This window comes from Metabacillus rhizolycopersici (assembly GCF_020075705.1).
Window position 1 is genome coordinate 21,218 of record NZ_JAIQUM010000003.1, and the last position, 23,958, is coordinate 45,175.

Sequence of the window (23,958 nt, forward strand, 5' to 3'; positions counted from 1 at the left end):
GTAGGCATATCAAAACCGGCTAAATCGCTAAGGAGATAATGATTCAATTTTTTATCTAGATTGCTTTCTGAAATCAAATGTCTATTCTCGAACATATCAATTATTGTTAGATCAATTTTAGCAATTTCACCATTCTACTAAGAGAAAAAATGGAATTATTGTAGCAAGCATCGCCCTCTTCGAAAAGGAAAAAGAGCCCATATGGACTCTTACTGTTCTGATAATATCTTATTAACTTTTTGTCATTTCAATTAGCGATGAGATTAACTTTTCCGTCGGTGGAATTAAGAACTTGGACACCATTTTTTATATTACCATTGTATAAACCGTCCAACAAAAACCTCATGCTATCTTTAATGATTACTCCTTGTTTGGAACCATTTACAACCAGATCAACTTCAAAATCTGTACTATTGGTTATAACCGCCCCTTCACCATCAAATCCTTCCACTATACCACTCACACTAAAATTAGATGAATTATGCAAGTAAACAGCCGATTTTTTATATTTAGAAAAGGTATTACCTGTAATAGTAAAATTATCACTGCTTACGACTTTTACTGAATGACCATCTTGTTTCTCCGCCGGTTTATGGCCAATTTCAGGTGTATAACCATTAAAATTGTTTCCACTAATTGAAAATAAAGATGCATTTGTTATGTCAATTGCATTACCTTGAGGAGAAAAGCCTTTAACGTACCCAGACGATAATCCCTGATCAAATTGATTACCTGTGATTGTTATATTATTCATTGACTTCACATTAGGATTTGTATTTTCCAATTTAATGTGTGCCACATTATTAGCAAAAAAGTGGTTATTAGCAATAACTACTTTCCGAAAATTATTTCCTCGAGCAACCACTCCGCCACTTTTATTTAACTCAATCGTATTTCTTGTGAAGTTAAGAGTTACAAATTCTCCTTTAACAGCTATATTGGTTTGAGTAAACCAACTATCTTGAATTGTAACATCTGTTAAGCTTCCCTTCGTTGAGATTCCCGATGCTTTCTCAGAATCTGATTCAATCATTTGGAATAGCAAATCACTTACAATAAATTTTGCACTACCCTTATTCGCTACTGTAATTAATGGGAATGATACAGGTTTGTTTGGCGTTCCAGTAGCACGAATAATACTTGAGAAGCCTTCCCCTGATATTTGAATTTTACTTTTTTCAGAGACTTTCAAAGTTGATGAAATTAAATAAGTACCAGTTGGAAAGAAAACTAATCCACCTCGATCTTTATCAACAGCATCTATTGTCTTTTGAATGGCTGCTGTATCATCTGTTTCACCATCACCCACAGCACCATATTCTTTAACATTGTATACTTTTGTTGATTTTTGGTTAGTTCCCTTAGTATCATTGTCACCGCTATTTCCAATACAATATCCAACAAAAAGAACTGAAACACCTAACATTATCCAGAATAAATATTTATATGCAATTTTTCTAATGACGGCTCACCTCTAGATAAAGATATCATTATATTATTATAATTCGTAAGTTTTTAATATCTGTTTACTATTTTTACATAAATAATGGTACTTACCATTATCTTCCTACACGTTATAATTCTCTAAGTTTGAATAGTGTTTAATTTATGGCGGTCAAAAATTACATCATGTTTTAACTCTAGCGAAATACCTTCAATTACACTAGCAAATTGAAAAAAATAGATAACTGTGTTCTTGGTCTTTCGAATTGGTAGAAATCGGGGAAACAAAAGAACTACCCCTACGTTTCAAGTAATTCTCAAAGATATTTTTCGCCAATTTCTCTTTTTCTTATTGTTCTTGCAGGTATACCATATGCTACTACATGCGAATCTATATCCGAAACAACTGTAGAACCTGCACCTATAACCGAGTGTTTTCCAATAATTCTTGAATGAATCACATTTGCTCCTAATGATATTGCAGAGTATTCACCTATTCTCACATTTCCCCCTAAAGTTACTCCAGGTGCAAGAGAAGCAAAATTCTCAATCAATCCGTCATGATCTACTGAAGATTGCGTATTAATAATACAATGGTCTGCTATTAAACTATTACTATTTATAACGGCACCTGCCATAACAACAGTACCATCACCTATCTTAACATCTCTACCTATGACAGAAGCAGGATGTATAGCTGAAACAAATTTAAAATCAGGACACACACTCATAATTTTAGCCACCACTTTACTTCTAACAAAATTATCAGCTATGGCAACAATGCCACCATGTATTTGATGATGAATTTCTTCAACACTTGAATCATCACCTAAAATTTTATAACCATTTACTACACTACCACGCGGCCAACAATGATCAATTAAACCTAAAATAGAAAATTGATTCGATTTTTCAATAATATCAATTACCACTTTGGAATGAGCCCCAGAACCAAAAATCACGATATTTTCACTCATATATATCCCCTTTACTTTTAACGCGGTTAAAGCTAAAAATTATAAAAATATGTTAATAAATAGTGGTATGCCTACACTAAACTAGACAGATTTTTTAAGATGTTCAAGTTTGTAATCGATCGGACTTACATAACCAAATGTTCCATACTTTCTTTACCTTTATTTACATTATCTTTAGAAACAATTAACAGTATAAGCAGGTAATTTATCCTATTATATATATGTATGATACAAAATTAGGAGGGAAAGAGATGAACTGGAAACAAGACTACATTTTACTAAACGAAATTTCGCGTAAGGTATCACAAACGGTAAATGAACACGGTGATGAAATAGAACTGGAAACGATACAATTTCATGATCACTGCCGTGCGTTCGCAACAATTTGCCAAAATGAAGCGCCTTTTAAAGATTTTTTTGCAGAAGGTGTAGACTATCATAGTGAAAGTGAGGCGGCTAGAAAAGCACTTGAAGAACTATACCGACAAGCATATTACTTATCTTAGATTTCAATTTATTTTTCTAAACAAAAAAAGATTTACGAAAGCTAATATTCCTGCCTACACATAAGTAAAAAGCGCGAAGGAGAAAGGATTACTTAGACTTTTGAAGTAACTTTCTCTCCTTTGCGCTTTTTTACTTGATTCGGCAAAATCCTAGTGATGATTGTTGAAAAAAACATTCTATTTCAAATTACATTTTAAACGAACACTTATTGTGTCTTAACAGCGACTTCAGCTACAATCACTTTCAATTAGACAGTTCTGAGCAAGTGCAAGCGCCCCTGCCAATCCAGCATTATCCCCAAGACATGGTGGAACAATATAAGAGTCGATGTTCTCCAAGATGTCCTTTGATTGTACATAGCCATTCAACAGCCTGACCACTTCTTTTCGAATCAAAGGAAAAAGATGGTCTTGCTTCATCACTCCCCCACCAATAATCACCTTTTTAGGAGAAATAATCAAAATATAGTTCGCAATCGCCTGAGCCAAATAATAAGATTCTAGTTCCCATACTCGTTGATTGGTAGAGAGTTCTACTCCTTTATTCCCCCATCTTTTCTCAAGTGCTGGTCCTGCTGCCATTCCTTCTAAACAATCGAGATGATAAGGGCAATTTCCTTCAAAGTCGTCCTCTGGATGTCTTCTTATCAAGATGTGGCCCATCTCAGGATGAAGGAGCCCATGAAGTAGTTTTCCTTCTGAGATTGCACCGACACCAATACCAGTACCAACTGTGATATAGATACAGCTATCAAGACCCTTTGCAGCTCCCCATTTGATTTCACCGAGGGCTGCACCATTGACATCTGTGTCAAAACCGATAGGAACCGAAAAATACTTTTTCACTTCTCCAACGAGGTTAAAGTTGTTCCAATAAGGTTTCGGCGTACTTGTGATGTAACCATAGGTATCACTTGTTTTAGTAAGGTCAATAGGACCAAACGAGCCGATTCCAATTGCATCTACCTTCTTTTCTCTAAAGAAAGATACAACCTGTTTCATTGTTTCTTCAGGAGAAGTGGTTGGAAAGCTTACTCGTTCATAGATTTCACCATTTTCTCCACCTATACCACAAACAAATTTAGTACCCCCTGCTTCAATTGCACCTAATAGCATGGTGTTTCTCCCCTAACTAAAATATACTATCTTGCAAAAGATGAATTTATTATACTATAAGTTAGAAACCAGTAACTTTGAGAACATTGATTGGAAACAAGGTTAATACATTCTTGTCAGAAATCCTCTATAATAGGTTTTGACGCACTATATACATTACGGATGTGAGACAATCAGTTGCATATTGCCATCTACCACAAAGTCGCCCATACTGCTTGGCAATATAAAATGTTCCCCTTTATTAATTAGATAGCTTTCATCATTTACGGTTAACTCACCAGTTCCTTCAATCACACTAACTAACATAAATGGTTTATCCTGTGTCATTTCCAAACGGGAATGAACGTCCCATTTATAAACAGTAAAATATTGTTCTTCGACAAATGTTGTAATCGTAGAAGTTTCCATTTTACTTATTTTAGGTTCCACTTTACTTACTGTATGAGGAATAGTCGTTACTTCAATTGCTTTCTCTAAATGAAGTTCACGCAAATTACCGTCTTGATCACGGCGATCATAATCATAGACACGATATGTCGTATCAGAACTTTGTTGGGTTTCTAATACTAGAGTTCCTTTACATAGCGCATGAATTGAGCCACTTGGGACATAGAAAAAATCACCTGGCTTTATTTTTACTCGTTGTAATAACTCGTTCCACTTTCCATCTTCACTCATCTTCACTAACTCTTCTTTTGAACGAGCATTGTGACCGAAAATGACTTCAGCATCGTCATCACAATCAATGATGTACCAGCATTCTGTCTTTCCTAACTCACCATTTTCAAACTCTTTAGCGTATTGATCACCTGGGTGTACTTGCACAGATAAATCATCATTTGCATCTAATACTTTTGTCAATAACGGGAAACGATCTCCTTCACGATGTCCGAACAATTCACGATGGTTATCCCATAGTTCACTTAATGTACTTCCATCATATTCCCCATTAGTTACAATACTTTGTCCATTTGGATGTGCGGAAATTGCCCAGCATTCACCTGTTGTATTGGATGGGATATCATAGTTATATGCATCCCTTAATCTTGTTCCACCCCAGATCCGTTCTTGAAAAACAGGTGTTAAAAAGATTGGTTGTGTCATATTGTCATACCCTTTCTAAAATCGTAAAAATTCCCTCGACGATCCTGCCAACTTCATTCGTCTTAGAAAAATTACTCACCATATATGCTTTATTCATTTCATCCATAAACTTATCTGTAATAACTAGGTTATTCAGTTCTTCCCAATTTATTATCTGACAAAGTTTATGTTTCTTTAAATATGCAATAGTATTCTTATCTTCTCTCATTAATTGACGGTCAATAATCAATAAAGGAGTCTTTCCTACTACAGCTTCCCCAACAGTCCCCCAACCAGCCTTTGTAATCACCAAATCACATGCTGCCATATAATTTTGTGTTTCCATATACTCATGTGGAATACGTGAAACGTTTGAGTGATTTATGTTTAAATTTGAGGAGACGATAAAATGAATATCTGGACTATTCCATAAAGAGAGATTTTGCAGATCAGTTAATTCCATCTTCATACCAAAACCTATAAAGACAAGTTGTTTATCTTTCCTAATAGTGGAACGAATACGATTTACTTCAACAAAGTCGATTCTTCTAGAGTGAAAACCAAAATGAACTGTTTCCATTCTTCCCCACTCTTCATTAGTACTTCCAGCAAGTGCAAAGTAATAATCCATTTTTTCATATGACTCTTTTATTGGTACTAGAATTTCTGAAGGAACTAAATCCTGATATGCCGTGTACCAAGTAAAATTTGAAATACCAACTGATGGAACATCTAATCGATCAGCTACATTGAAAGCAATAGGTGAGATATCAGAAATGATTAAATCAATATTGTTTGAGCTTAATCGATTGATTTCTGAATATAGAAGATCTTCCATTTGAAGTAAGTAATTCTCTACTTCATGAATCTGTCTACTAGAGTCTGGTTCAATAGAACCATCCTTTAAGCAATAACCAATATCTGTTGCAAGGTTATAAAAAGAAACATTATTTTTTCGCAATGATTCTTTCAAAAATTCCAATGCATAGTTATGAACAACTTGTATATGAATCTCCGAATCCTGCTCAAGAATGTTCCTAATTATTGCTATACTTCTTGCAGCATGTCCGTAGCCATATTCTGAAATATAATAAATAATATTTTTCACTTATTTCACCACAAAAAATAGGAGAGCAATCAATGCCCTCCTTATAAAATCACTTTCGACTTTGATTCTTGGAAATTCTGAAGAACTTCATCCCATGTATAATACAAGCGAGTAAAATCTTCATCACTAATCTCAAAGCCAGTTTGAACTTCAATAAATTCTAATTCAGTCAATGCACGAATACCATGCTTCTTACCTGCTGGTAAATGAACGATATCCCCTGCTTTTACACGATGAATGCTTTCATCAAGAGCAAGTTCACCTTCACCTCTAACAATTGTCCACACTTCATCACGTAGATTGTGATAATGATAGGTTGAATTTTTCTCTTCATGTATACAAATACGTCTTGTTACCATTTCTTGACCATTATCATATTTTGCATAATCTAGCGTTCTCGACCATCCCCAGATCCGTTCTTCATACATAGGTGGTTGATCAAAATCACTAATTAACTCTTTGATCTTAGGACTAGAGGCCTTGTCCGCAACAAGAATTCCATCTGGGCTTGCAGCTACAATAATATCTTTGGTGCCAATTACCGTTACAGGTATATCTAGTTCATTTACTAAATGAGTATTAACTGAATCCTCAGATAGAACACCTTTACCAATCTGATTGGTTGCCATTTCTTCAGTTAATGTGTTCCATGTTCCGAGGTCTTTCCAATAACCATCATATGGAAGAGCTACAATATGATTCGCTTTTTCGACTACTTCATAATCAAAACTGATTTTAGGAAGCATTTGATAATCTTCAGAAAGTTCCTCATAGGATAAAGGTAAGTTTTTATCTCTTAAAATATCGAGTAAATAGCTTAATTTAAACGCAAACACACCTGTATTCCATAATGCATTCATATCTATTAAATCTTGTGCCTTCTCTTCGCTAGGTTTTTCAGTAAAACGATCGACTTTAAAGAAATGGTCATTCTCTACCTTTTCACATGGTACAATATACCCATACTTTGAAGATGGATATGTTGGTTTAACCCCCATTAAAGCTAAATCAGCACCTGATGTTAATAGAACTTTCTCTAAATCTTTCACTCTATTAAAAAAGCTATCTTCGACATATGGGTCTACTGGTAAAACAACAACTATTTCATCTTCTAGTGATTTCTGTTCTGAGTACAAATACGAAGCAGCAAGAGCAATAGCAGGAAATGTATCACGTCTTTCGGGTTCAATAATAAGTGGAACATCTGTCCCTACTTGACTGTGAATCATGTCTCGTTGCATTTTTGAGGTTGCTATAATAGATGAATTTGATAAGCCAACTTCTTTAAGTTGCCCCCAAACACGTTGTACCATAGATTGCTTTTCATTTTCTTGTCCTTCTAAGACTTTAAGAAATTGCTTTGATCTTGTATCATTTGATAAAGGCCATAAACGTTTACCAGATCCACCAGATAATAAAACTAATTTCACTCTATTCACTCCTAATAAAAAGAACAGAATTCTCCATCTGTTCTCTTTTATATTGTGGATTATTTTTTTCTTCTGGATTATAACTATATATGAATCATAGCATTTACGTAAGTTAAATAATATTGGTAGATTCAAGTAGTGTACGAAACTCCTGAATAGAAACTTTCCAACTTTATAGATGTTAATTAATTTATATTTGATATTCTTAATCTTCTATAGATTGTTGAGTAATTTCTTATATTTGTTAATAGATGTTTCTCTTTTTAAATTTCTTTCTAAATAAAATCTACCACATAAACCCATTTCTTTTCTTTTCTCTTCACTTAACTCATAGAAATAGTTTATTGAATCAATTATTCCTTGATAGTCTTGTGGTTCAACAACTACTCCAGAATTACTTTCGTCAATTAGACGCTGGGCTTCACTCCCTTGCTCCAACACACCAAGAATTGGTTTACCAGCCGCCATAACACCATATATTTTACTAGGAACAGATACACCCTTTATTCCTTTTTGATTGACAACTAGATGGACATCTGCAGCATTTAATGAATATTTAATAAAATCTTTAGGCTGATAAGGTAAGAAGAGAACATTCTTTATATTATTTTCCTTTGTAAACTGTTGCATTCCCTCTTTAACTGCACCTTCACCGATAAAGAGAAATACTAGATCTGAATAATCTTTAAATGTTTTTGTTATTTTAATAATGTTCTCGAGATCATAGTAAAGCCCCAAATTCCCAGAATACATTACAATAAATTTATCTTTCAAATTATGTTCGTTTAAAAATTTATCAACTTCACTATTATTCTTGTCTAAAGGGGTAATTTGATCTTCATTTGTCCAGTTATTAATAACAGAATGAATTGGAACATTATTGTAGTCAAATCGTTTCTTCAATGTTTCAGCCATATCATTTCCAACTAAAACAATATGGTCAGAATAACGACAATTTAACTTATCAATTGACTTAGCTATTTTGAAGACAATTTGTTTATCTGTATAACTTACAGCTTCGGCCTGTTCAGGGTTAAAATCTTGGATATTATAAACATGTTTAGTACGCTTGAATAATTTACCTATTGTACCAATTAAACCTCCTAGGACAGGTGGCTGTGATATTGTATAAATGATATCTATTTTCTTTTCTCTCAACAGGGCAATATTTGCTAAAATAAAATAGGATAAAATATATTTAAGCCTACTAACTTTTGATGTTTTATCTACTTCAGGAAGACGTATACGGGTGACTTTCACATTCTCCAAATGATTTACTTCAAATAATTTACTAGTATTAGCTTTCTCACCTGCATAACCAGGTTGAGCTGCTACAACAGTAATATCAAAATCATGCTGTAAATCCAAACAAAGTTCAGTCATAAGCTGTCCTGTAGAAGCTAGATCAGGATAAAAATAATTAATAACAAAAGTTATTTTCTTTTTTTTACTCATTGATTTCCTCTTCCTCGAATCGTTTCTTTATAAATTTAGCTGGAGAGCCAGCATGTACTTCATTAGTTGGAACGTCTCTTATAACTGTACTTCTTGCTGCTACTACACCCATTTCATGAATAGTCGCACCAGGATATACAAACACATCGCTTGCTACCCATGCACCATCTTTGATTACTATTGGACTTGTTATTAATCCAAAATGGATATCTTTAATATTATGACTACCTGTACATAGATAAGCCTTTTGGGAAACTACGCAATTGTTCCCAACCTTGATTCTATCGAGACTATAGAAATAAACATCATCACCTACCCATGAATAGTTACCAATAGATACTTTCCACGGGTAAGTAAATTTTGCGGATGATCTCACTTGAACGCCTTTACCTATTTCTGCTCCAAATATACGAAGCAAGAAATTTCTCCATCTATACATATTGTGTAGTGAAAAACGAAATAATGTACCTTGTACTAACCACCATAACAAAACAATAAAATTAGATTTACCCTTAGAATACCACTCTTGATTATATTTATTTAATTTAATAATGTTCTTCATCTCTCTAGGCTTTCACATTTAAGATTGTATTATAGACTTCGACAGTTTTACGAACATATATTTCTTGGGTAAATTCATTTTCTAAAAGTTTTTTTCCATTCAACCCGAATTTTTCATAATCCATTGAAAACATTTTTAGCAACCCATTTGCTAATTCCTCAGAGTTTTCAGGACTTACAATTAATCCAGTATTATCTCGTACCATTTCAGGAACTCCACCTACATCTGATGCAACAATCGGTAATCCCTTACTCATAGCTTCTAATAATACAGTAGGAAAAATATCATATACTGATGGTAATACAAATACATCGGCTTGCTCAAGAATTTCAGGAACATCTCTTCTTAAACCTAAAAAGAAAACAGTATTTTCAAGACTTTTAGCCTTTGCTAATTTTATTAGGTCCTCTTTATAACTTTTTTCATGTTCAAAGGCAACATCACCAACAATAACAAATTTAATACTTTTATCGATGTCTTTTATTTTGGTTGCTGCATTAAGCAAGTATTCTATTCCTTTCATTGGTGAAAGTCTCGCAACTGTTACAGCTAATTTTGCATCTTGTTCTAACCCTAATTCCTTTTTTAAATCTAAATTTTTATTATTACCATCTACTAACTTAATTCCATTGTAAATCTTTTCCACTTTTTTCGATTTGTATTTTCCCCATTCTAGAACTGCTTTACTGCGTTCACATAATACAATTACTTTATCATTAAAAATATGGTTTAATAATCCTACAAACTTATATGCAATTAGTGGCTTTCTTGGTAATTCATGGACTGTTTGTACAGTCGGAATCCCAGAAAATTTCCCTACAATATTCCCCCCCATTAGCTCCATTTTGTGCGAATGGATAAGGTCTATATTATATTTTTTAACGATTTGTTTAATCTTATTTATTGAGACGAATAGCTTGTATAAATTTTCAAAATAGTAGTACCAGCTAGTTGGTTTTCCGAATACCGCTAAGGTTTCAAAAATAACTTTTGCCCCTAATTTTTCATACTTTTCAACGTAAGGACTAGGGTTAGGTAACACAACGTAGGGTTCATAGACATCTTTATTTAAACCATCAATTAATTGAAGTAATACTGAATCTACACCTCCAACATGACTCGCGTAAGGCTGAATATACAATATTTTTATTTTCAATTTAATCACACACCTATTTTAAGTCTATATTTTTTCAAGCACATTTATTAGTTCTTTTTTAATTTCTTTTATCTTTTGTTCAACTTTATTGATAGGATAATTTTCTTCCTTTACAATTTCCTCCATTAACTTATATAGGTCATGTTGTGAAAAATCAACTACGTCTAGAACATATTTATCTAAGCCTATTTCATTAAATGTACCTCTTGTTTTATGTTGATAAGCCAAAGCAATTGTAGGAGTGTTGCCTGCTAATGCAAAAATAGTAGAATGCATTCTACTTCCGATAAAAACATCCATCTTTCCATATAAATTAACAAGATATTCTGGTCGATTTTCAATAAGGTCTAAATTTATTACAGTGCTAACCTTTTTCCCTAGCATTTCATTTAACATATTTGAAACATGTAAATCGCTGTCTCCTTCACCAACTGTAACTTGAGGGAAAATATAAAAGTGACAATCAATTCCATCTTCCAATAATAATTTACATGCATCTGCTACTTTTGTAACATAGTCTTTAATATCTGTTTCTGTACTGTTCTTTTTAGCAAATCTCCAGTCAAGTAATGTCAAACCAATTTTTACTTTCTTATCTATAAATTGAATTTTATTATTAGGTACTTCCAATTCAGGTAAAATAAAACCTATATCAGGAATTTGCTTGACATTTTCAAGCCCCAAATTAATTAGAAAGTCAGTTGTTATTTTTTCACGACTAATAAAGGTATCTGCTTTTTTCAAAACAGATTTAACGATTTTTTTATCTAATTCATACGTAATAGGTCCTACACTTTGAGGAAACCCAATAACTTTATTATTTGTTTTTTTTGCTAACCATACATGAAATAAGGAATTTAAAAGCCCAACTCCTAAAGGTCCTTTTCTCGAAGAATATAAATATCCGCCACCTACACTTATTACAACATCCGCTTCTTTAAAAGGCTTTATATCTACTGAATTTTTAGATATCAAACTTTCAGAAAGGATTTTTAAACCTGTAATATACCTTTTTATACTGGATTGGTTATGATCAAGTATCCAAGTTGGGGGAATTGAATGTACTTTATAGTTATTATAAAAACTTTCATTTTCCTTCCAAAATGATGACATAACACTTATTTCAGCCTTCGGGTAAATATCTCTAATTAGATGGATCATAGATGCTACAATACCTGCATCTCCTCTATTTTTTGCTGAATAAGCATTGATAAGTAAAAACTTCATTAAAAAACTCCCTACTTTCTTCTATACTCTAGTAACTTTTTTATAAGAAATAATAAAATAAATAGTACTTAAAGAAGCCGATACTACCATACTTAGAGCAGCACCTAATACAGTAAATTCACTTGCTAATATTAATCCAATAGTAACTGTTGCAATTGCTGATAATAAGTTACTTACATAGAAAAACTTAGTCCTATTCATACTTCTTAAAGCAACAACTGAAGGCCTGTTTAAACCTAATATCAATTGATAAACACCGAAAATCACTATTAAATACTTATAGTTACTAAATTGTTCTCCAAATACTAAATCAAACGCCATATATGATATAAAACAGGTTATTGTAATTAGAACCAAAAAAGGTAATAAATATTTTTTTGAAAGGGAAGAAATATACACTTTTAACTGATTTTCTTTCTTTTCAAAATATATTTTTGAAGCTTTCGGAATTTGTTTATTTTCAAATAAGACTAAAAATATACTTATTAATCCCAAGACATTTAAAGTAGTCCTTAGTGCACCTAGCTCAATATCAGATAAAATATTTGCTACTAAAATAAAGTACCCTTGAGTAGAAAACCAATAAAAACCACTACCTAATATAGTCCATTTAGCAAAATCCCAATGACTTTTAACTATTATTGATCTCTCAACATTTTCAGATAATAAATTAGTCTGTTTTTTATGCTTAATACGCTGAGAGGTAATAACATAAACAATAGGAAAAATGTAACTTATTGTTAAAAGCAAATAACTTATGGTCAATGTTAATTGATAATTAAATACCAAATTACCTATAAAATATAATAAAACCAAGAATATACTTGCATTCATTAACTTACTTAAACTGTCTTTTGCATAAGATTGCTTTCTTAACAATTCATATTGACACCACAATACAATTGTTAATAATGCCCAACAAAAAACTGAAAAACTAATATTTCTAACAAATACATCGACTAAGATCAATGTTATTATTCCTAATAAAATTGAAGTAACTAGATTCATCCAGTAGATATTGTTTAAATACTTATAATTTTCATCTTTAAATTTTGTTGATAAGAATACTAAGATAGGGTTAGCCCATAAACTTGATACAATTAGAAATACAAAAGTTAAAGAAGAGAATATTACAATAAAATCTGCAAAATCCTTCACTGATAAAAATTTACCATTTAAAAAAATAATAAAGAAATTCAGTAAAGAAATAAGTGATTGTTCAATCAAACCGAAATTACTTAAACTTTTAATTAACTTATTCATTAATTATCTGACAACCCTACTTAATTTTTTGAACTAGGTATTTTTTTTACAAAAGTTAAAATAAACCAAATTCCTAGAATAGGAATAAGATCTTGAATATAAAAAGTACTAAAATTATAGGTATCACCCCGAAATAAACTTACTATCCTTACTATTGTAATACTGTAAATTAAAAGAAAAAATGGACTCTTATTAAATACAAATCTCGTATAGAAAAAAGATAATATTCCAGCAACGAACAGCATTCCTAATAAGATACCTATTAAACCAAAATTAAGATACATTTCACCAATAAAGGATATGTTTACCTCAACATTATTTGGATAATAAAATTCAGGGAAAAAGTTTTTTGTAAAGTATGTCATAGCACCATATCCCTTTTCAGGATAAATAGCCCTTGGAATAGGTGATACAATAGCTGATAAAATTGTTTCTCCAGTAAGAAAATTGTAATTTTGCTTTTCCTTTAATAAAAACAATAGAGCGTCAAATTGAATTACATCATATCCTCCAAAAAAATAATTTGGAAAATCAGTAATTGCCTTTATTAATATTTCAAGAAAACTTTTCCCTTTATTACTTGCAAAGTGAATGTCTCTTATTAATACTCTATAAACAATAACTATTAAGAAAAATAAAAATGCCCCTAAAGATAATGCTTGATTGAAATTAACTTTTTTAACTAGATAATGCCTCAATATTAATAGTACTAGGATCCCATATAAAAGTGTAGATCTACCACCAGTTAATAAAAGAATTGACAAAGTAATAGTAAAGAGGAGTATCCAAATATAATAATCAGATAACTTATTTTTTTCATTACATAACATTTTCAAAGTAAATATAAATAAGCAAATTTTGGATACGTTAGCAAGTAACAATATAACTCCTAATCCCTTTAACAATTCATTCCTTAATGATAAAGAGGCCATATAATTGGAAATTCCACCCGCTGTAGAAAACAAGTATAGTATAGCAATACTACTAATTACTAGGGCGATTAATGATAATCCATACACATATTTATTATTAAATAGAACACGAACATTCTTTTTTATGACAGATTGCACTTCAACTTTTTTATATTTTTTAATAGATAAATATAGAAAATAATGAAGAGCTACATTATAAACAAATACAGCTATTAATGTGTATAAAGTAGCTTTACTAAAGTGCAACTTCTCATATTCAGTTAAAATGTGAACATTAAATTCTCCAACTCCAGTTTCTCCAACTTTAACAATATATATAGGTTTTAATACATATATTATAAAAAATAGTATATTTGGAATAATAAATGGGGAAAAAAGATCAATTTTATTAGCCATTTTTTTATGCAACCAGATCGATGCAATTATTACACATGCTGTAAGTGTAATAAACAATAAGCCAATATCATACTCCATTTTAAAAGTTGAAAAATATAAGTAATAGATTATCGCGAGTGTTATACCCATAGAAACAAGTATACCTGAATAAATTAAGAGATGTTCTTGCTTCTTTGTCATATTTTCACCTTTAAATTTTTATATTTTCCATTAAAAATAGTGTTACAATACTTATCTTTTTATACATTGAACACTGTTTTGTAACACTATTTAATATTTCTTATCAATGTTTTAAATAGTATTATGCCACTATAATTTAGTGGCAAATTGTAGGAGGATTGGCTTATTAATCAAACATCCTCTTTACTTTACCTTCATTTTTAACCTTCTCCAAATCTGCTTCAACCATAATACGAACTAATTCTTCAAATGAAGTCCTTGTTGGATTCCAACCTAATAGCGTTTTTGCTTTTGTTGGATCTCCCAATAATTGATCAACTTCAGCAGGTCGGAAGAATTTAGGATCAATTTCAACAATTACTTCTCCTGTTGTCTTATCAATACCTTTTTCTTCCAATCCTTTTCCTGTCCATTCAATTTCAATATTAGCATGCTTAAATGATAACTCTACAAATTCACGTACTGAATGCATTTCTCCAGTGGCAATAACAAAATCCTCTGGTTTATCATGTTGAAGAATCAACCACATACACTCAACATAATCCTTTGCATAACCCCAATCACGTAAAGAATCTAAGTTCCCTAACGTTAATTTCTGTTGTTTGCCTTGTGCAATACGAGCTGCTGCAAGAGTAATTTTACGAGTTACAAATGTTTCACCACGACGTTCTGATTCATGGTTGAATAGGATGCCGTTTACTGCAAACATATTGTACGATTCACGATAGTTCTTAGTAATCCAGAAACCATAAATTTTCGCTACACCATAAGGAGAACGTGGATAGAAAGGTGTTGTTTCTTTTTGCGGAACTTCTTGAACCTTTCCAAATAATTCAGATGTTGAAGCTTGATATACACGAGTTTTTTCTGTTAACCCTAAGATACGAACTGCTTCAAGAATATTTAATGTACCTTTTGCATCTACATCTAATGTATATCCAGGCATTTCAAAGGAAACACGTACATGTGATTGGGCTGCTAGATTATAAATTTCGTCTGGTTGTATTTCACCTATTATTTTCGTTATATTTAATGCGTCTGTAACATCGCCATAATGTAGTTGAAAGTTTTTATTATCTAATAACGCTTTTGCTTCTTCTTCTGTAAGAAGGTCCTCTAAACGTTCTTGATTATAGGATGAGCTACGGCGGATAATACCGTGTACCTCATAACCTTTTTCTAATAAAAACTCTGCCAAATAAGAACCATCTTGTCCAGTTACACCTGTAATCAATGCCTTTTTCATAATGTCCTCCTATATCCTGTCCAATTTTATTATCTATATTTATTTAACCTTTGCTGTTACGTTATCAAGAAACCATTGATAAGCTTTTTCTAACCCATCTTCTAATGTAGTACTTGCTTTCCATCCTAAAGAATTCAACTTAGTTACGTCTACAAGCTTACGCGGCGTTCCATCAGGCTTGCTTGTATCAAATTGTAATTCGCCTTCAAATCCCACGACAGCTTTTACTTTTAGAGCTAAATCCTTGATTGAAATATCATCGCCAACACCGATATTGACCATTTCATTACCTTCATAATTAGTCATTAAGAATACACAAGCATCTGCTAAGTCATCAGAATAGAGGAATTCACGCTTAGGGGAACCTGTTCCCCAAACTTCAACATAAGGAGCATTTGTTTCTTTTGCTTCATGGAACTTACGAATAAGTGCTGGTAATACGTGTGATGTATGCAAATCAAAGTTATCATTTGGACCATATAAGTTTGTCGGCATAACTGAGATATATTTTGTACCATATTGTCGATTATATGACTCACACATTTTTATTCCTGCAATTTTCGCAATTGCATAAGGTTCATTAGTAGGTTCTAATACCCCAGTTAGTAAGTAGTCTTCTTTTAAAGGTTGTGGTGCAAGTTTTGGATAGATGCAAGTACTACCTAGAAATAATAATTTTTCAACATTATTCCGATAAGCAGCATCAATAATATTTGTCTGAATTAAAAGATTGTCACGAATAAAATCAGCTGGATATTCATTATTTGCAACAATTCCACCAACTTTTGCTGCTGCAAGAAATACATACTCTGGCTTCTCACTCGCAAAGAAATTGTCAACTTGATCTTTATCACGAAGATCTAGTTCCTTACTTGTTCTATATACTAAATTAGTGTATCCTTCTTCTTCAAGTCTTCTCACAATTGCTGAACCAACCAATCCTCTATGACCAGCAACATAAATTTTAGCCACTTTATTCATCAATTTTCACCCTATCTTAAAATGCATTTTTTGAACCAAATAATACTCCAACTGTTTTAAAGATGATCTTTATATCAAACCAAAAACTACGATTACGAATATAATATAAGTCCATTTCAACCATTTCTTCAAAGCCAACACTACTTCTAGCACTAGCTTGCCAAACACCAGTGCAACCAGGCGTTACAAGTAATCTTTGCATGTGATAGCTTGTATATTCTTTTACTTCACGCGGCAAAGGTGGCCTTGGACCGACTAAGCTCATATCTCCCTTTAATACATTGAATAATTGTGGTAATTCGTCAATGCTTGTCTTTCGAATAAACCTACCAATCTTTGTAACACGTGGATCATCCTTCATTTTAAACATGGCACCTTCAACTTCATTATACTTCAATAATTCTTCAAGCTTTGCTTCAGCATCAGTTACCATTGAACGGAACTTATACATTTTAAATTCTTTTCCGTCTTTTCCAAATCTTCTCTGAGAAAAAAAGATCGGTCCTTTTGGATCTTCAACCTTAATTAAAAGCGCAACTACTAATAATATAATACTTAAGATAATTAAACCAACTAACGCGCCTGAAATATCCAAAGTTCTTTTCGAGATGTTATAGAGTACCTTCTTTTCAAGATCATTTGTTATCTCTTCTCTAGGAGCATTTATCGAATCATGTTTCACAAGGTCAGACACTGCATTCCGCTCCTCTCTCCTATAAACTTACTTTTTCTTGCTCTACTAATTTATCCATTAACTCTAATAGCTGTTCCTTTAGATCTTCATGCTTCAACGCAAATTCAATCGTTGTCTGAATAAATCCAAACTTCTCCCCAACATCATAGCGTGTACCATCAAAGTCATAAGCATAGACTGATTGTTCTTCATTTAACTTCTGAATTGCATCAGTTAACTGAATTTCTCCACCAGCACCTGTTTCTTGATTCTCTAGTAAATCAAAAATTTCTGGAGTTAGTAAGTATCTACCCATAATCGCTAAATTAGATGGCGCAGTTCCCATCTCTGGCTTTTCAACAAAACGATTCACTTTATGAAGTTTTCCATCCTTCTCTAACGGGTCAATAATCCCATAACGATGTGTTTGATCATCAGCAACTGTTTGAACACCAATCACAGAAGATCCTGTTTTCTCATATTCATTAATAAGCTGTTTTACACAAGGTGTATCCGCTTCAACAATATCATCACCAAGTAATACCGCAAATGGCTCATCACCAATAAACTTTCTCGCACACCAAACGGCATGTCCTAATCCTTTTGGCTCTTTCTGACGAATATAGTGAAGATTAATTTCTGAAGAATGTTTTACCTTTTCTAATAGATCAAACTTACCTTTTTCAACCAAATTTTGTTCAAGTTCAAAATTGTGGTCAAAATGGTCTTCAATCGCTCGTTTCCCTTTACCTGTGACTATAATAATGTCTTCAATCCCCGATTCAATCGCTTCTTCAATAATGTATTGAATCGTAGGCTTGTCCACTATCGGTAACATTTCTTTTGGCATTGCCTTTGTTACTGGTAAAAAACGCGTACCTAATCCTGCTGCAGGAATAATGGCTTTTCTTACTTTTTTCATCTATATTCCTTCTTTCTTTATTTTTCATAACTAAATAAAATTAGTTGTTATTAAATTACTGGCTTACCATTAATTTAAAGTAATATAGTAGTGAGCTAGTAATTTAATGAATGGGCATCTAACCCACCCTCACATCTCACTATCGACAACATGTGTCTAAGGTGCCTATGGCACCCACAGCGCAACCGAGTGCCCCCATTGATAATGGTTAGGAGACATCACCAATGATATGCCTAAAAAATCCCTAAAAACTTCTTCCGTTTAATTTGACTGGGTTCTTGGTTATACACAGCTTGTCCTTGAATAAGAAGTTCAGCATTTTCTTGAAAGTAGTAAACCACTTGGTTACCAAACTCTTTTTCTAGCACAGAAATCGATTCCCTCATTTGAAAGCTTCTTGTCGAGGTATTATGCGCATCAGAAGAAATAAAATGTGTCAAATTCGCTTCAATCAACTGCATAGAAAACTTCTGAATCTTCTTTCCAAAGTGCCCTGTTATACTTCCAGCAGTCACCTGTGTGAGTGTGCCTTTTTTCACAAGATTCAGTAATTTATCAGGATTCTCCAGCACTTCTGCATTCCTCTCCGGATGCACAATAACTGGCGTCAAGCCCTTCAGCTGAACGTCAAATAGTAGCTTCTCCGTATACCTTGGAACATGACCTGAAGGCAATTCAATAAATAGATAATTTGATTGATTAAGAGGAAGAATATCTCCCTTCTCTAGGTCCTCCAGCAACTCTCCATAAATTCGAGTCTCTTGACCAGGTAAAACCTCTAAAGGAATATTCTCATTTTGAAGTAAATGGTTAAGCGTTGATACTCGTTCAATAATATCTTGCTTCTTATTTATATACTTCCCATTCATATGATGAGGTGTAGCAATGATCTTCGTAATTCCTTCTTCTACCGCGAGCTTGGCCATACCAATCGCATCTTCTACCGTTTGTGCACCGTCGTCGACTCCAGGTAAAATGTGACTATGAATATCAATCAAAACCTACACCTCCCTTTTGAATTAATTGGATATTTTTCATTACTTTCTCCCTATGATATTTCAATATTTGTAATCGTATCACGGTCGAAAAGCAAATAAAAGGGGGTATTTTGTCGAAATTTGACTATTTTCCCCCGTAATAATAATAATATTGACTGTCTTCTATCTTTTTATTGTTTAAAACGACTCCAAGTATTTTCGCTTTCGCACTTTCAAGAAGTTCCTTCGCTTTCTTCGCAGACTCTGTTTCTGTTTTTCCGCTACTAACAACAAGCACAACTCCATCCGCTAAGTTAGACAATACTTGAGCATCTGTTACGACTAATACTGGCGGTGAGTCAAGAATGATCACATCATATTCATTCTTTGCTAGCTCCAATAAGGCATTCATCCCTCTTGAACCGAGAAGCTCCGATGGATTTGGCGGGATTGGACCGCTTGTCATTACCCATAGATTGTCTTGATCCGTAGGTTTCACCGCTTCCTCAAGTGTCGCTTGTCTTGTTAAAACATTCGATAAGCCTACATGGTTCTCCGTACGGAATGTGTAATGAGCAGTAGGTTTACGCAAATCGGCATCAATTAATAACACACGTTTTCCTTGTTGAGCAAATACAACCGCTAAGTTAGCTGTCACCGTTGATTTCCCCTCAGCTGGTCCAGAAGAAGTAACAATCATCGTTTGCAGCTCTTCATCAACACTCGTGAATTGGATATTCGTTCTCACCGTACGAAATTGCTCTGCGATTGGTGATTTTGGACTTGTCATAGAAATTAAGCTTCTGTTTTGTAATGAGAATAGTTGCTTTCGATCCTTACGAGCCAACTGACTCACCTCGCGTTCTTATCATTGTTGCTTTATTAGCATGTTCATTTAATTCGCCATCCATATTAATCGTCGTAATCGCACCTAAGACTGGAAGGCCTAATTGAGTTTCAATGTCTTGCTCTGTTTTGATCGTGTTATCTAAATATTCAAGTAAGAATGCTAAACCTACTCCTGCCATCAAGCCAACTACTAAAGCAATCGCCATATTTAAGGCTGGTTGTGGTTTAATTGGTGACGGATTTTCACCAATTTGCGCTTGCGTTAAGATCGTCACATTGTCTACATTCATAATTTTAGAAATCTCAGTTTGGAACGTTTTTGCAATCGCATTGGCAATGTCTGCTGCCATTTGCGGATCTTCATTTTGAACAGTTATATTTACAACTTGTGAGTCTTGTTCACTGCCTACTGTTATTAATTCATTAAGCACACCAGCTGACATATCTAATTTTTCTTGCTCAATTACTTTATCTAAAATCGCTGGACTTTTAATAATAACGTTATATGTGTTAATTAACTGAAGGTTCGTTTGTACTTCACCTGGATTATATACTTGTTGATCACTTTTTGATTGATTGACAAGAATTTGTGTTGAAGTTTGATAAACTGGTGTTAGGAGAAAATAACTGACAATTCCACTTGTTGCGGTCGCAATTGCTGCAATGATTATGATGAGTGAGAGACGTTTCTTTAATGTGAGAAACAGCTCTTTCAAGCTGATAGTTTCTTCCATGATTACCTCCAAAAATTTTAATCTATTTATTTAGTAAGACTAGAACATTATAAAGAATACGGTGATTTATATCCACACGAAAACTACATTTTTTTACAAAAAAGGATATAAAATTCGTTTTTCACTTACAGGATTCATTCTAACACGTTTTTGCTGACATATTCACGGCATTTTTTGGGCATTTCGCACCTATTTCCGAATGTAAGTGTTTACTTTGCTTTTATATCGCATTTTTTTGATTTACCTTATCACCTCTAATATATTTCGACAATAATGTCGAAATATGTCCGTTTTATCCTTTGTGATTTTTAGGTATTAGGATTCACTTTTAATGTTTTGTTAGAATATTCACCATTAGGATTATTGAACTATTTGTTTGCGTGTTTTTCTGTTTCGAGTAATTGAAGATATTGGATGGTTGCCCATGCAGCAAAATATCCGACAGACAAGATTAGGGTGATGAATACAGTACTGCTTTCCCCTAGACGTCTCGACTTTGTAATAGATGTCACTGAATTGTTCATTTTAGATAGATTATAGTTGGAGGTGTTTCAGAAAGATGCTAACGGCTGATGGAACAGACCTTTTAACCAGGACGAATCACTCGACTTAGGTCAGACCTCATCTAAAGTAAGGAAAAAGTAACCAAGATATCTACTATTTTTTATCTTATACTTTACTTTAAGTTAAAACACCAAGATGTGGATGATGACAAGCGATTGGGGGACAATTTGCTAGCACTAGCATCCAACTACCAACGACTAGAGAAGGGGTTAGATGTCATGTCAAAATACTATTGGGCAACACCAGAAGAAATCGAGAGAACGAGGAAACGAAATAAAACGCTTTTGATGATTGCTGTTCCAGTTGTCACCGTGATTTTGAGTGCAGTTGTGACGCTGCTTCTTCATTAAACCGCAATAAGAAAGGGCTTACTTTTTTAAGGAAAGCGCAAACGCCTTGTTCAGCCCCGACAAGCATAAGACGCTCAGGAATAGAAGGTGTTCTTTACCTTCTATTCCTGAGTGGCTTATGACCTCGAGGGGCTAGGCGCTGGAGCTGGACACAAAAACTAAGTCAAAAAATTTACGCTTTCTTATCCTTTCGAAAAAAGTCGTTCTCTTTTGGGTATCCTCATCGATAAATCATGTATAACAAGGATGTCATTCGCGCTACTTTTATACATAATCGTATCCCAAAAGAGAGCCGCTAAGCTTTTGTTTCCTCTTCTTTTTCCTTGTTGAATTTTTTCTATTCTTCCAAATTAGCGGTGCGATTTAAGATAGATCGCTAATTCCACACCATTCACATGACTTTTCCAAACCTTTTTATCGATTTTCCTTTCCTCTTTAAATTGATCAATGAAAATGAGATCCGCTCCTAGTAACGCTGTTAATTGTTCCGAGTTAAGTCTTTTTTTCACAGTTTGATCATCATAATGAAAGAGGACACTTATTTTCCCCGAGTTTGTAGCACTTGTTCCCATCGATTTTACCTCCCTATTTTCAAGCAAGTCGTAGTTTTAGTTTTGGCTAGTTGTTTGTTATTTATTAGTGGAATCCTTCGTTGCATGGAGAGAATATGGATTTTATGGGTGATTTGGTGGTAAGCATGAAGGTCTGCAGCATAATAAATCTAGTTATCCTTATTTAATCTTAAAAAAATGTAGATTTTGGAAGCGTTTTCATATATAATAAGTACATACTTACTAGGCAGTTAACTTTAGAAATGAAGGAGTGTTTAACATGGAAGAACGAGGAAATGTTTTTAATGGGATTAAGTGGGGGATGTTACTGAGTATTCCATTGTGGTTATCATTCTTTCTTTTAATTAAGAACTTGTTGTAGTGTTTAAGATTTTCTAATATCTTTTCGTTTATCTAGCTAACATATAGATCCAACCCATTCTTCTACTTGTTTTGATTAAAATGAGTTTAGGAATGGGTTTATTTTACTTTTAGATTATCCCCGTAGGAAAAGGTCGCAATTTTACGAACGAATTTTCTTTTCCTCTTTCTATCTCTTATAGTAAAATTTTAACTGTCCTTAATTAGGACTAAGCAAATATAATCTAGATAAAGGCAAACCTTATTGAAAAATAGGGACGCAAAGTCACAGATCTAAGATTCTCTACTATGATGGCTGGGCTACCGGATTGAAATTCAAGGGAGCGGATTCATTTGAAAATTAGGTCCATTTTTTGTTGGTTACATAAACATCATAAATATAGCTATTATTCTAGCGTATGCGTTAGATGCGGTCATAAGAAAAGAACTTGAAAATCATTTCAGGTTCTCTTTTTTTATTCTCCATGTTTATTTCAACCAAGCCTAGTCCGATGTCACCCTCTTTCCATTCCGCGAAACACCGTTCAGTGTTAGAAAATCGTTTAGGTGACCAACTTATCCTCTATTTCCAAAATCATTTTCAGGAAGAAAGACCTATGAATTTCTATATCATTCGTCCCGATAATAAGATTACAAAGGCAAAATCACTGAAAGGTGATGACGCAAAGCTACAGGGGCCTCTGCTTCGGCAAAGCCAGCCAGCTATCATCAATGATAAAGGAGTTTTTTGATGTCAAATCATTATTGGGCAACACCTGAGGAAGTAGCTAGAATTAAAAAGCGGAATAAAACGATTATGTATGCATCTTTTCCAGTAGCTACGGTTATTTTAACAGCATTGCTGACATTGTTGTTAAACTAAAATAAGAAAAGCGGAAGCGCCTTGTTCAGCTCCG

The 23,958-nt window shown here is 33.3% G+C and carries 23 protein-coding genes and 2 riboswitches; of the genes, 3 read left to right on the top strand and 20 right to left on the bottom strand.

Features of this window, described 5'->3' with window-relative positions; translation table 11 throughout:
* Positions 1-247: 247 nt before the first annotated feature.
* Both K9V48_RS02045 and K9V48_RS02050 read right to left on the bottom strand, forming a co-directional pair.
* Positions 248-1,426 (bottom strand): glycosyl hydrolase family 28-related protein, encoded by a 1,179-nt coding sequence (locus K9V48_RS02045; RefSeq protein WP_224136470.1) that lies wholly within the window; start codon positions 1,424-1,426, stop codon positions 248-250.
* Between the two features lie 334 nt (positions 1,427-1,760).
* Positions 1,761-2,420, bottom strand: a complete 660-nt coding sequence (locus K9V48_RS02050; protein ID WP_224136472.1) for an acetyltransferase — start codon at positions 2,418-2,420, stop codon at positions 1,761-1,763.
* 251 nt (positions 2,421-2,671) lie between these two features.
* On the opposite strand from K9V48_RS02050, the gene K9V48_RS02055 reads away from it, so the two are divergent.
* A complete protein-coding gene (locus tag K9V48_RS02055) occupies positions 2,672-2,926 on the top strand; it encodes a hypothetical protein (protein ID WP_224136473.1) in 255 nt (84 codons plus the stop codon).
* A 228-nt stretch (positions 2,927-3,154) separates the two neighbouring features.
* Here the strand turns inward: K9V48_RS02055 and K9V48_RS02060 are convergent, their stop codons facing one another.
* From K9V48_RS02060 to K9V48_RS02140, 17 genes are all read right to left on the bottom strand, one after another.
* Positions 3,155-4,042: an ROK family protein gene (locus tag K9V48_RS02060; RefSeq protein WP_224136475.1), complete on the bottom strand. Its 888-nt coding sequence runs from the start codon at positions 4,040-4,042 to the stop codon at positions 3,155-3,157.
* 156 nt (positions 4,043-4,198) lie between these two features.
* Entirely contained in the window at positions 4,199-5,146 is a 948-nt protein-coding gene (gene manA / locus K9V48_RS02065; protein ID WP_224136477.1) for a mannose-6-phosphate isomerase, class I, read from the bottom strand.
* Between the two features lie 4 nt (positions 5,147-5,150).
* Positions 5,151-6,233 (bottom strand): glycosyltransferase, encoded by a 1,083-nt coding sequence (locus K9V48_RS29365; RefSeq protein WP_224136479.1) that lies wholly within the window; start codon positions 6,231-6,233, stop codon positions 5,151-5,153.
* Between the two features lie 41 nt (positions 6,234-6,274).
* The gene (locus K9V48_RS02075) at positions 6,275-7,663 is read right to left on the bottom strand and encodes a sugar phosphate nucleotidyltransferase (protein WP_224136481.1); all 1,389 of its coding nucleotides are present in this window, start codon (positions 7,661-7,663) and stop codon (positions 6,275-6,277) included.
* Positions 7,664-7,876: 213 nt separating this feature from the next.
* On the bottom strand, positions 7,877-9,118 hold the full coding sequence (locus K9V48_RS02080) for a glycosyltransferase family 4 protein (protein WP_224136483.1): 1,242 nt from the start codon (positions 9,116-9,118) through the stop codon (positions 7,877-7,879).
* Positions 9,111-9,680 carry a putative colanic acid biosynthesis acetyltransferase gene (locus K9V48_RS02085; RefSeq protein WP_224136484.1) on the bottom strand — a complete coding sequence of 190 codons (570 nt, stop codon included), beginning with the start codon at positions 9,678-9,680 and terminating at the stop codon, positions 9,111-9,113. Before K9V48_RS02085 ends, K9V48_RS02080 begins: the two co-directional genes overlap by 8 nt.
* Positions 9,681-9,684: 4 nt before the next feature.
* Positions 9,685-10,836, bottom strand: coding sequence for a glycosyltransferase (locus K9V48_RS02090; RefSeq protein ID WP_224136485.1), 1,152 nt, complete (start codon positions 10,834-10,836; stop codon positions 9,685-9,687).
* Positions 10,837-10,860: 24 nt separating this feature from the next.
* On the bottom strand, positions 10,861-12,063 hold the full coding sequence (locus tag K9V48_RS02095) for a polysaccharide pyruvyl transferase family protein (RefSeq protein WP_224136486.1): 1,203 nt from the start codon (positions 12,061-12,063) through the stop codon (positions 10,861-10,863).
* A gap of 21 nt (positions 12,064-12,084) precedes the next feature.
* Complete coding sequence (locus K9V48_RS02100; RefSeq protein ID WP_224136487.1) at positions 12,085-13,326, bottom strand: lipopolysaccharide biosynthesis protein; 1,242 nt, start codon at positions 13,324-13,326, stop codon at positions 12,085-12,087.
* A gap of 20 nt (positions 13,327-13,346) precedes the next feature.
* A complete protein-coding gene (locus K9V48_RS02105; RefSeq protein WP_224136488.1) occupies positions 13,347-14,834 on the bottom strand; it encodes an O-antigen polymerase in 1,488 nt (495 codons plus the stop codon).
* A 166-nt stretch (positions 14,835-15,000) separates the two neighbouring features.
* Entirely contained in the window at positions 15,001-16,080 is a 1,080-nt protein-coding gene (gene gmd / locus K9V48_RS02110; protein ID WP_224136489.1) for a GDP-mannose 4,6-dehydratase, read from the bottom strand.
* 39 nt (positions 16,081-16,119) lie between these two features.
* A complete protein-coding gene (gene fcl, locus K9V48_RS02115) occupies positions 16,120-17,061 on the bottom strand; it encodes a GDP-L-fucose synthase (protein WP_224136490.1) in 942 nt (313 codons plus the stop codon).
* Between the two features lie 16 nt (positions 17,062-17,077).
* Complete coding sequence (locus K9V48_RS02120; protein WP_224136662.1) at positions 17,078-17,707, bottom strand: sugar transferase; 630 nt, start codon at positions 17,705-17,707, stop codon at positions 17,078-17,080.
* Positions 17,708-17,774: 67 nt separating this feature from the next.
* Positions 17,775-18,656: a UTP--glucose-1-phosphate uridylyltransferase GalU gene (gene galU, locus K9V48_RS02125; protein ID WP_224136491.1), complete on the bottom strand. Its 882-nt coding sequence runs from the start codon at positions 18,654-18,656 to the stop codon at positions 17,775-17,777.
* 233 nt (positions 18,657-18,889) lie between these two features.
* Positions 18,890-19,654: a tyrosine-protein phosphatase gene (locus tag K9V48_RS02130; protein ID WP_224136492.1), complete on the bottom strand. Its 765-nt coding sequence runs from the start codon at positions 19,652-19,654 to the stop codon at positions 18,890-18,892.
* 124 nt (positions 19,655-19,778) lie between these two features.
* Positions 19,779-20,480, bottom strand: a complete 702-nt coding sequence (locus K9V48_RS02135; RefSeq protein WP_308012488.1) for a CpsD/CapB family tyrosine-protein kinase — start codon at positions 20,478-20,480, stop codon at positions 19,779-19,781.
* Entirely contained in the window at positions 20,470-21,216 is a 747-nt protein-coding gene (locus tag K9V48_RS02140; protein ID WP_224136493.1) for a YveK family protein, read from the bottom strand. Before K9V48_RS02140 ends, K9V48_RS02135 begins: the two co-directional genes overlap by 11 nt.
* Positions 21,217-21,947: 731 nt before the next feature.
* On the opposite strand from K9V48_RS02140, the gene K9V48_RS02145 reads away from it, so the two are divergent.
* Positions 21,948-22,130, top strand: coding sequence for a hypothetical protein (locus K9V48_RS02145; RefSeq protein ID WP_224136494.1), 183 nt, complete (start codon positions 21,948-21,950; stop codon positions 22,128-22,130).
* Between the two features lie 350 nt (positions 22,131-22,480).
* On the opposite strand, the gene K9V48_RS02150 is transcribed toward K9V48_RS02145, so the two are convergent.
* Entirely contained in the window at positions 22,481-22,702 is a 222-nt protein-coding gene (locus K9V48_RS02150; protein WP_224136495.1) for a hypothetical protein, read from the bottom strand.
* A 583-nt stretch (positions 22,703-23,285) separates the two neighbouring features.
* A riboswitch (cyclic di-GMP riboswitch) is annotated at positions 23,286-23,370 on the top strand.
* A 319-nt stretch (positions 23,371-23,689) separates the two neighbouring features.
* A riboswitch (cyclic di-GMP riboswitch) is annotated at positions 23,690-23,772 on the top strand.
* Between the two features lie 20 nt (positions 23,773-23,792).
* On the opposite strand from K9V48_RS02150, the gene K9V48_RS28960 reads away from it, so the two are divergent.
* The gene (locus K9V48_RS28960; protein ID WP_263432697.1) at positions 23,793-23,924 is read left to right on the top strand and encodes a hypothetical protein; all 132 of its coding nucleotides are present in this window, start codon (positions 23,793-23,795) and stop codon (positions 23,922-23,924) included.
* Positions 23,925-23,958 lie beyond the last annotated feature (34 nt).

Bases quoted from the DNA above. Each gene is read 5' to 3' on its own strand.
- K9V48_RS28960 (WP_263432697.1), top strand. From the start codon at position 23,793: ATGTCAAATCATTATTGGGCAACACCTGAGGAAGTAGCTAGAATTAAA.
- manA (WP_224136477.1), bottom strand. From the start codon at position 5,146: ATGACACAACCAATCTTTTTAACACCTGTTTTTCAAGAACGGATCTGG.
- K9V48_RS02080 (WP_224136483.1), bottom strand. From the start codon at position 9,118: ATGAGTAAAAAAAAGAAAATAACTTTTGTTATTAATTATTTTTATCCT.
- K9V48_RS02105 (WP_224136488.1), bottom strand. From the start codon at position 14,834: ATGACAAAGAAGCAAGAACATCTCTTAATTTATTCAGGTATACTTGTT.
- K9V48_RS02100 (WP_224136487.1), bottom strand. From the start codon at position 13,326: ATGAATAAGTTAATTAAAAGTTTAAGTAATTTCGGTTTGATTGAACAA.
- K9V48_RS02140 (WP_224136493.1), bottom strand. From the start codon at position 21,216: ATGGAAGAAACTATCAGCTTGAAAGAGCTGTTTCTCACATTAAAGAAA.
- gmd (WP_224136489.1), bottom strand. From the start codon at position 16,080: ATGAAAAAGGCATTGATTACAGGTGTAACTGGACAAGATGGTTCTTAT.
- galU (WP_224136491.1), bottom strand. From the start codon at position 18,656: ATGAAAAAAGTAAGAAAAGCCATTATTCCTGCAGCAGGATTAGGTACG.
- K9V48_RS02095 (WP_224136486.1), bottom strand. From the start codon at position 12,063: ATGAAGTTTTTACTTATCAATGCTTATTCAGCAAAAAATAGAGGAGAT.
- K9V48_RS02150 (WP_224136495.1), bottom strand. From the start codon at position 22,702: ATGGGAACAAGTGCTACAAACTCGGGGAAAATAAGTGTCCTCTTTCAT.
- fcl (WP_224136490.1), bottom strand. From the start codon at position 17,061: ATGAATAAAGTGGCTAAAATTTATGTTGCTGGTCATAGAGGATTGGTT.
- K9V48_RS02050 (WP_224136472.1), bottom strand. From the start codon at position 2,420: ATGAGTGAAAATATCGTGATTTTTGGTTCTGGGGCTCATTCCAAAGTG.
- K9V48_RS02055 (WP_224136473.1), top strand. From the start codon at position 2,672: ATGAACTGGAAACAAGACTACATTTTACTAAACGAAATTTCGCGTAAG.
- K9V48_RS02045 (WP_224136470.1), bottom strand. From the start codon at position 1,426: ATGTTAGGTGTTTCAGTTCTTTTTGTTGGATATTGTATTGGAAATAGC.
- K9V48_RS02085 (WP_224136484.1), bottom strand. From the start codon at position 9,680: ATGAAGAACATTATTAAATTAAATAAATATAATCAAGAGTGGTATTCT.
- K9V48_RS02060 (WP_224136475.1), bottom strand. From the start codon at position 4,042: ATGCTATTAGGTGCAATTGAAGCAGGGGGTACTAAATTTGTTTGTGGT.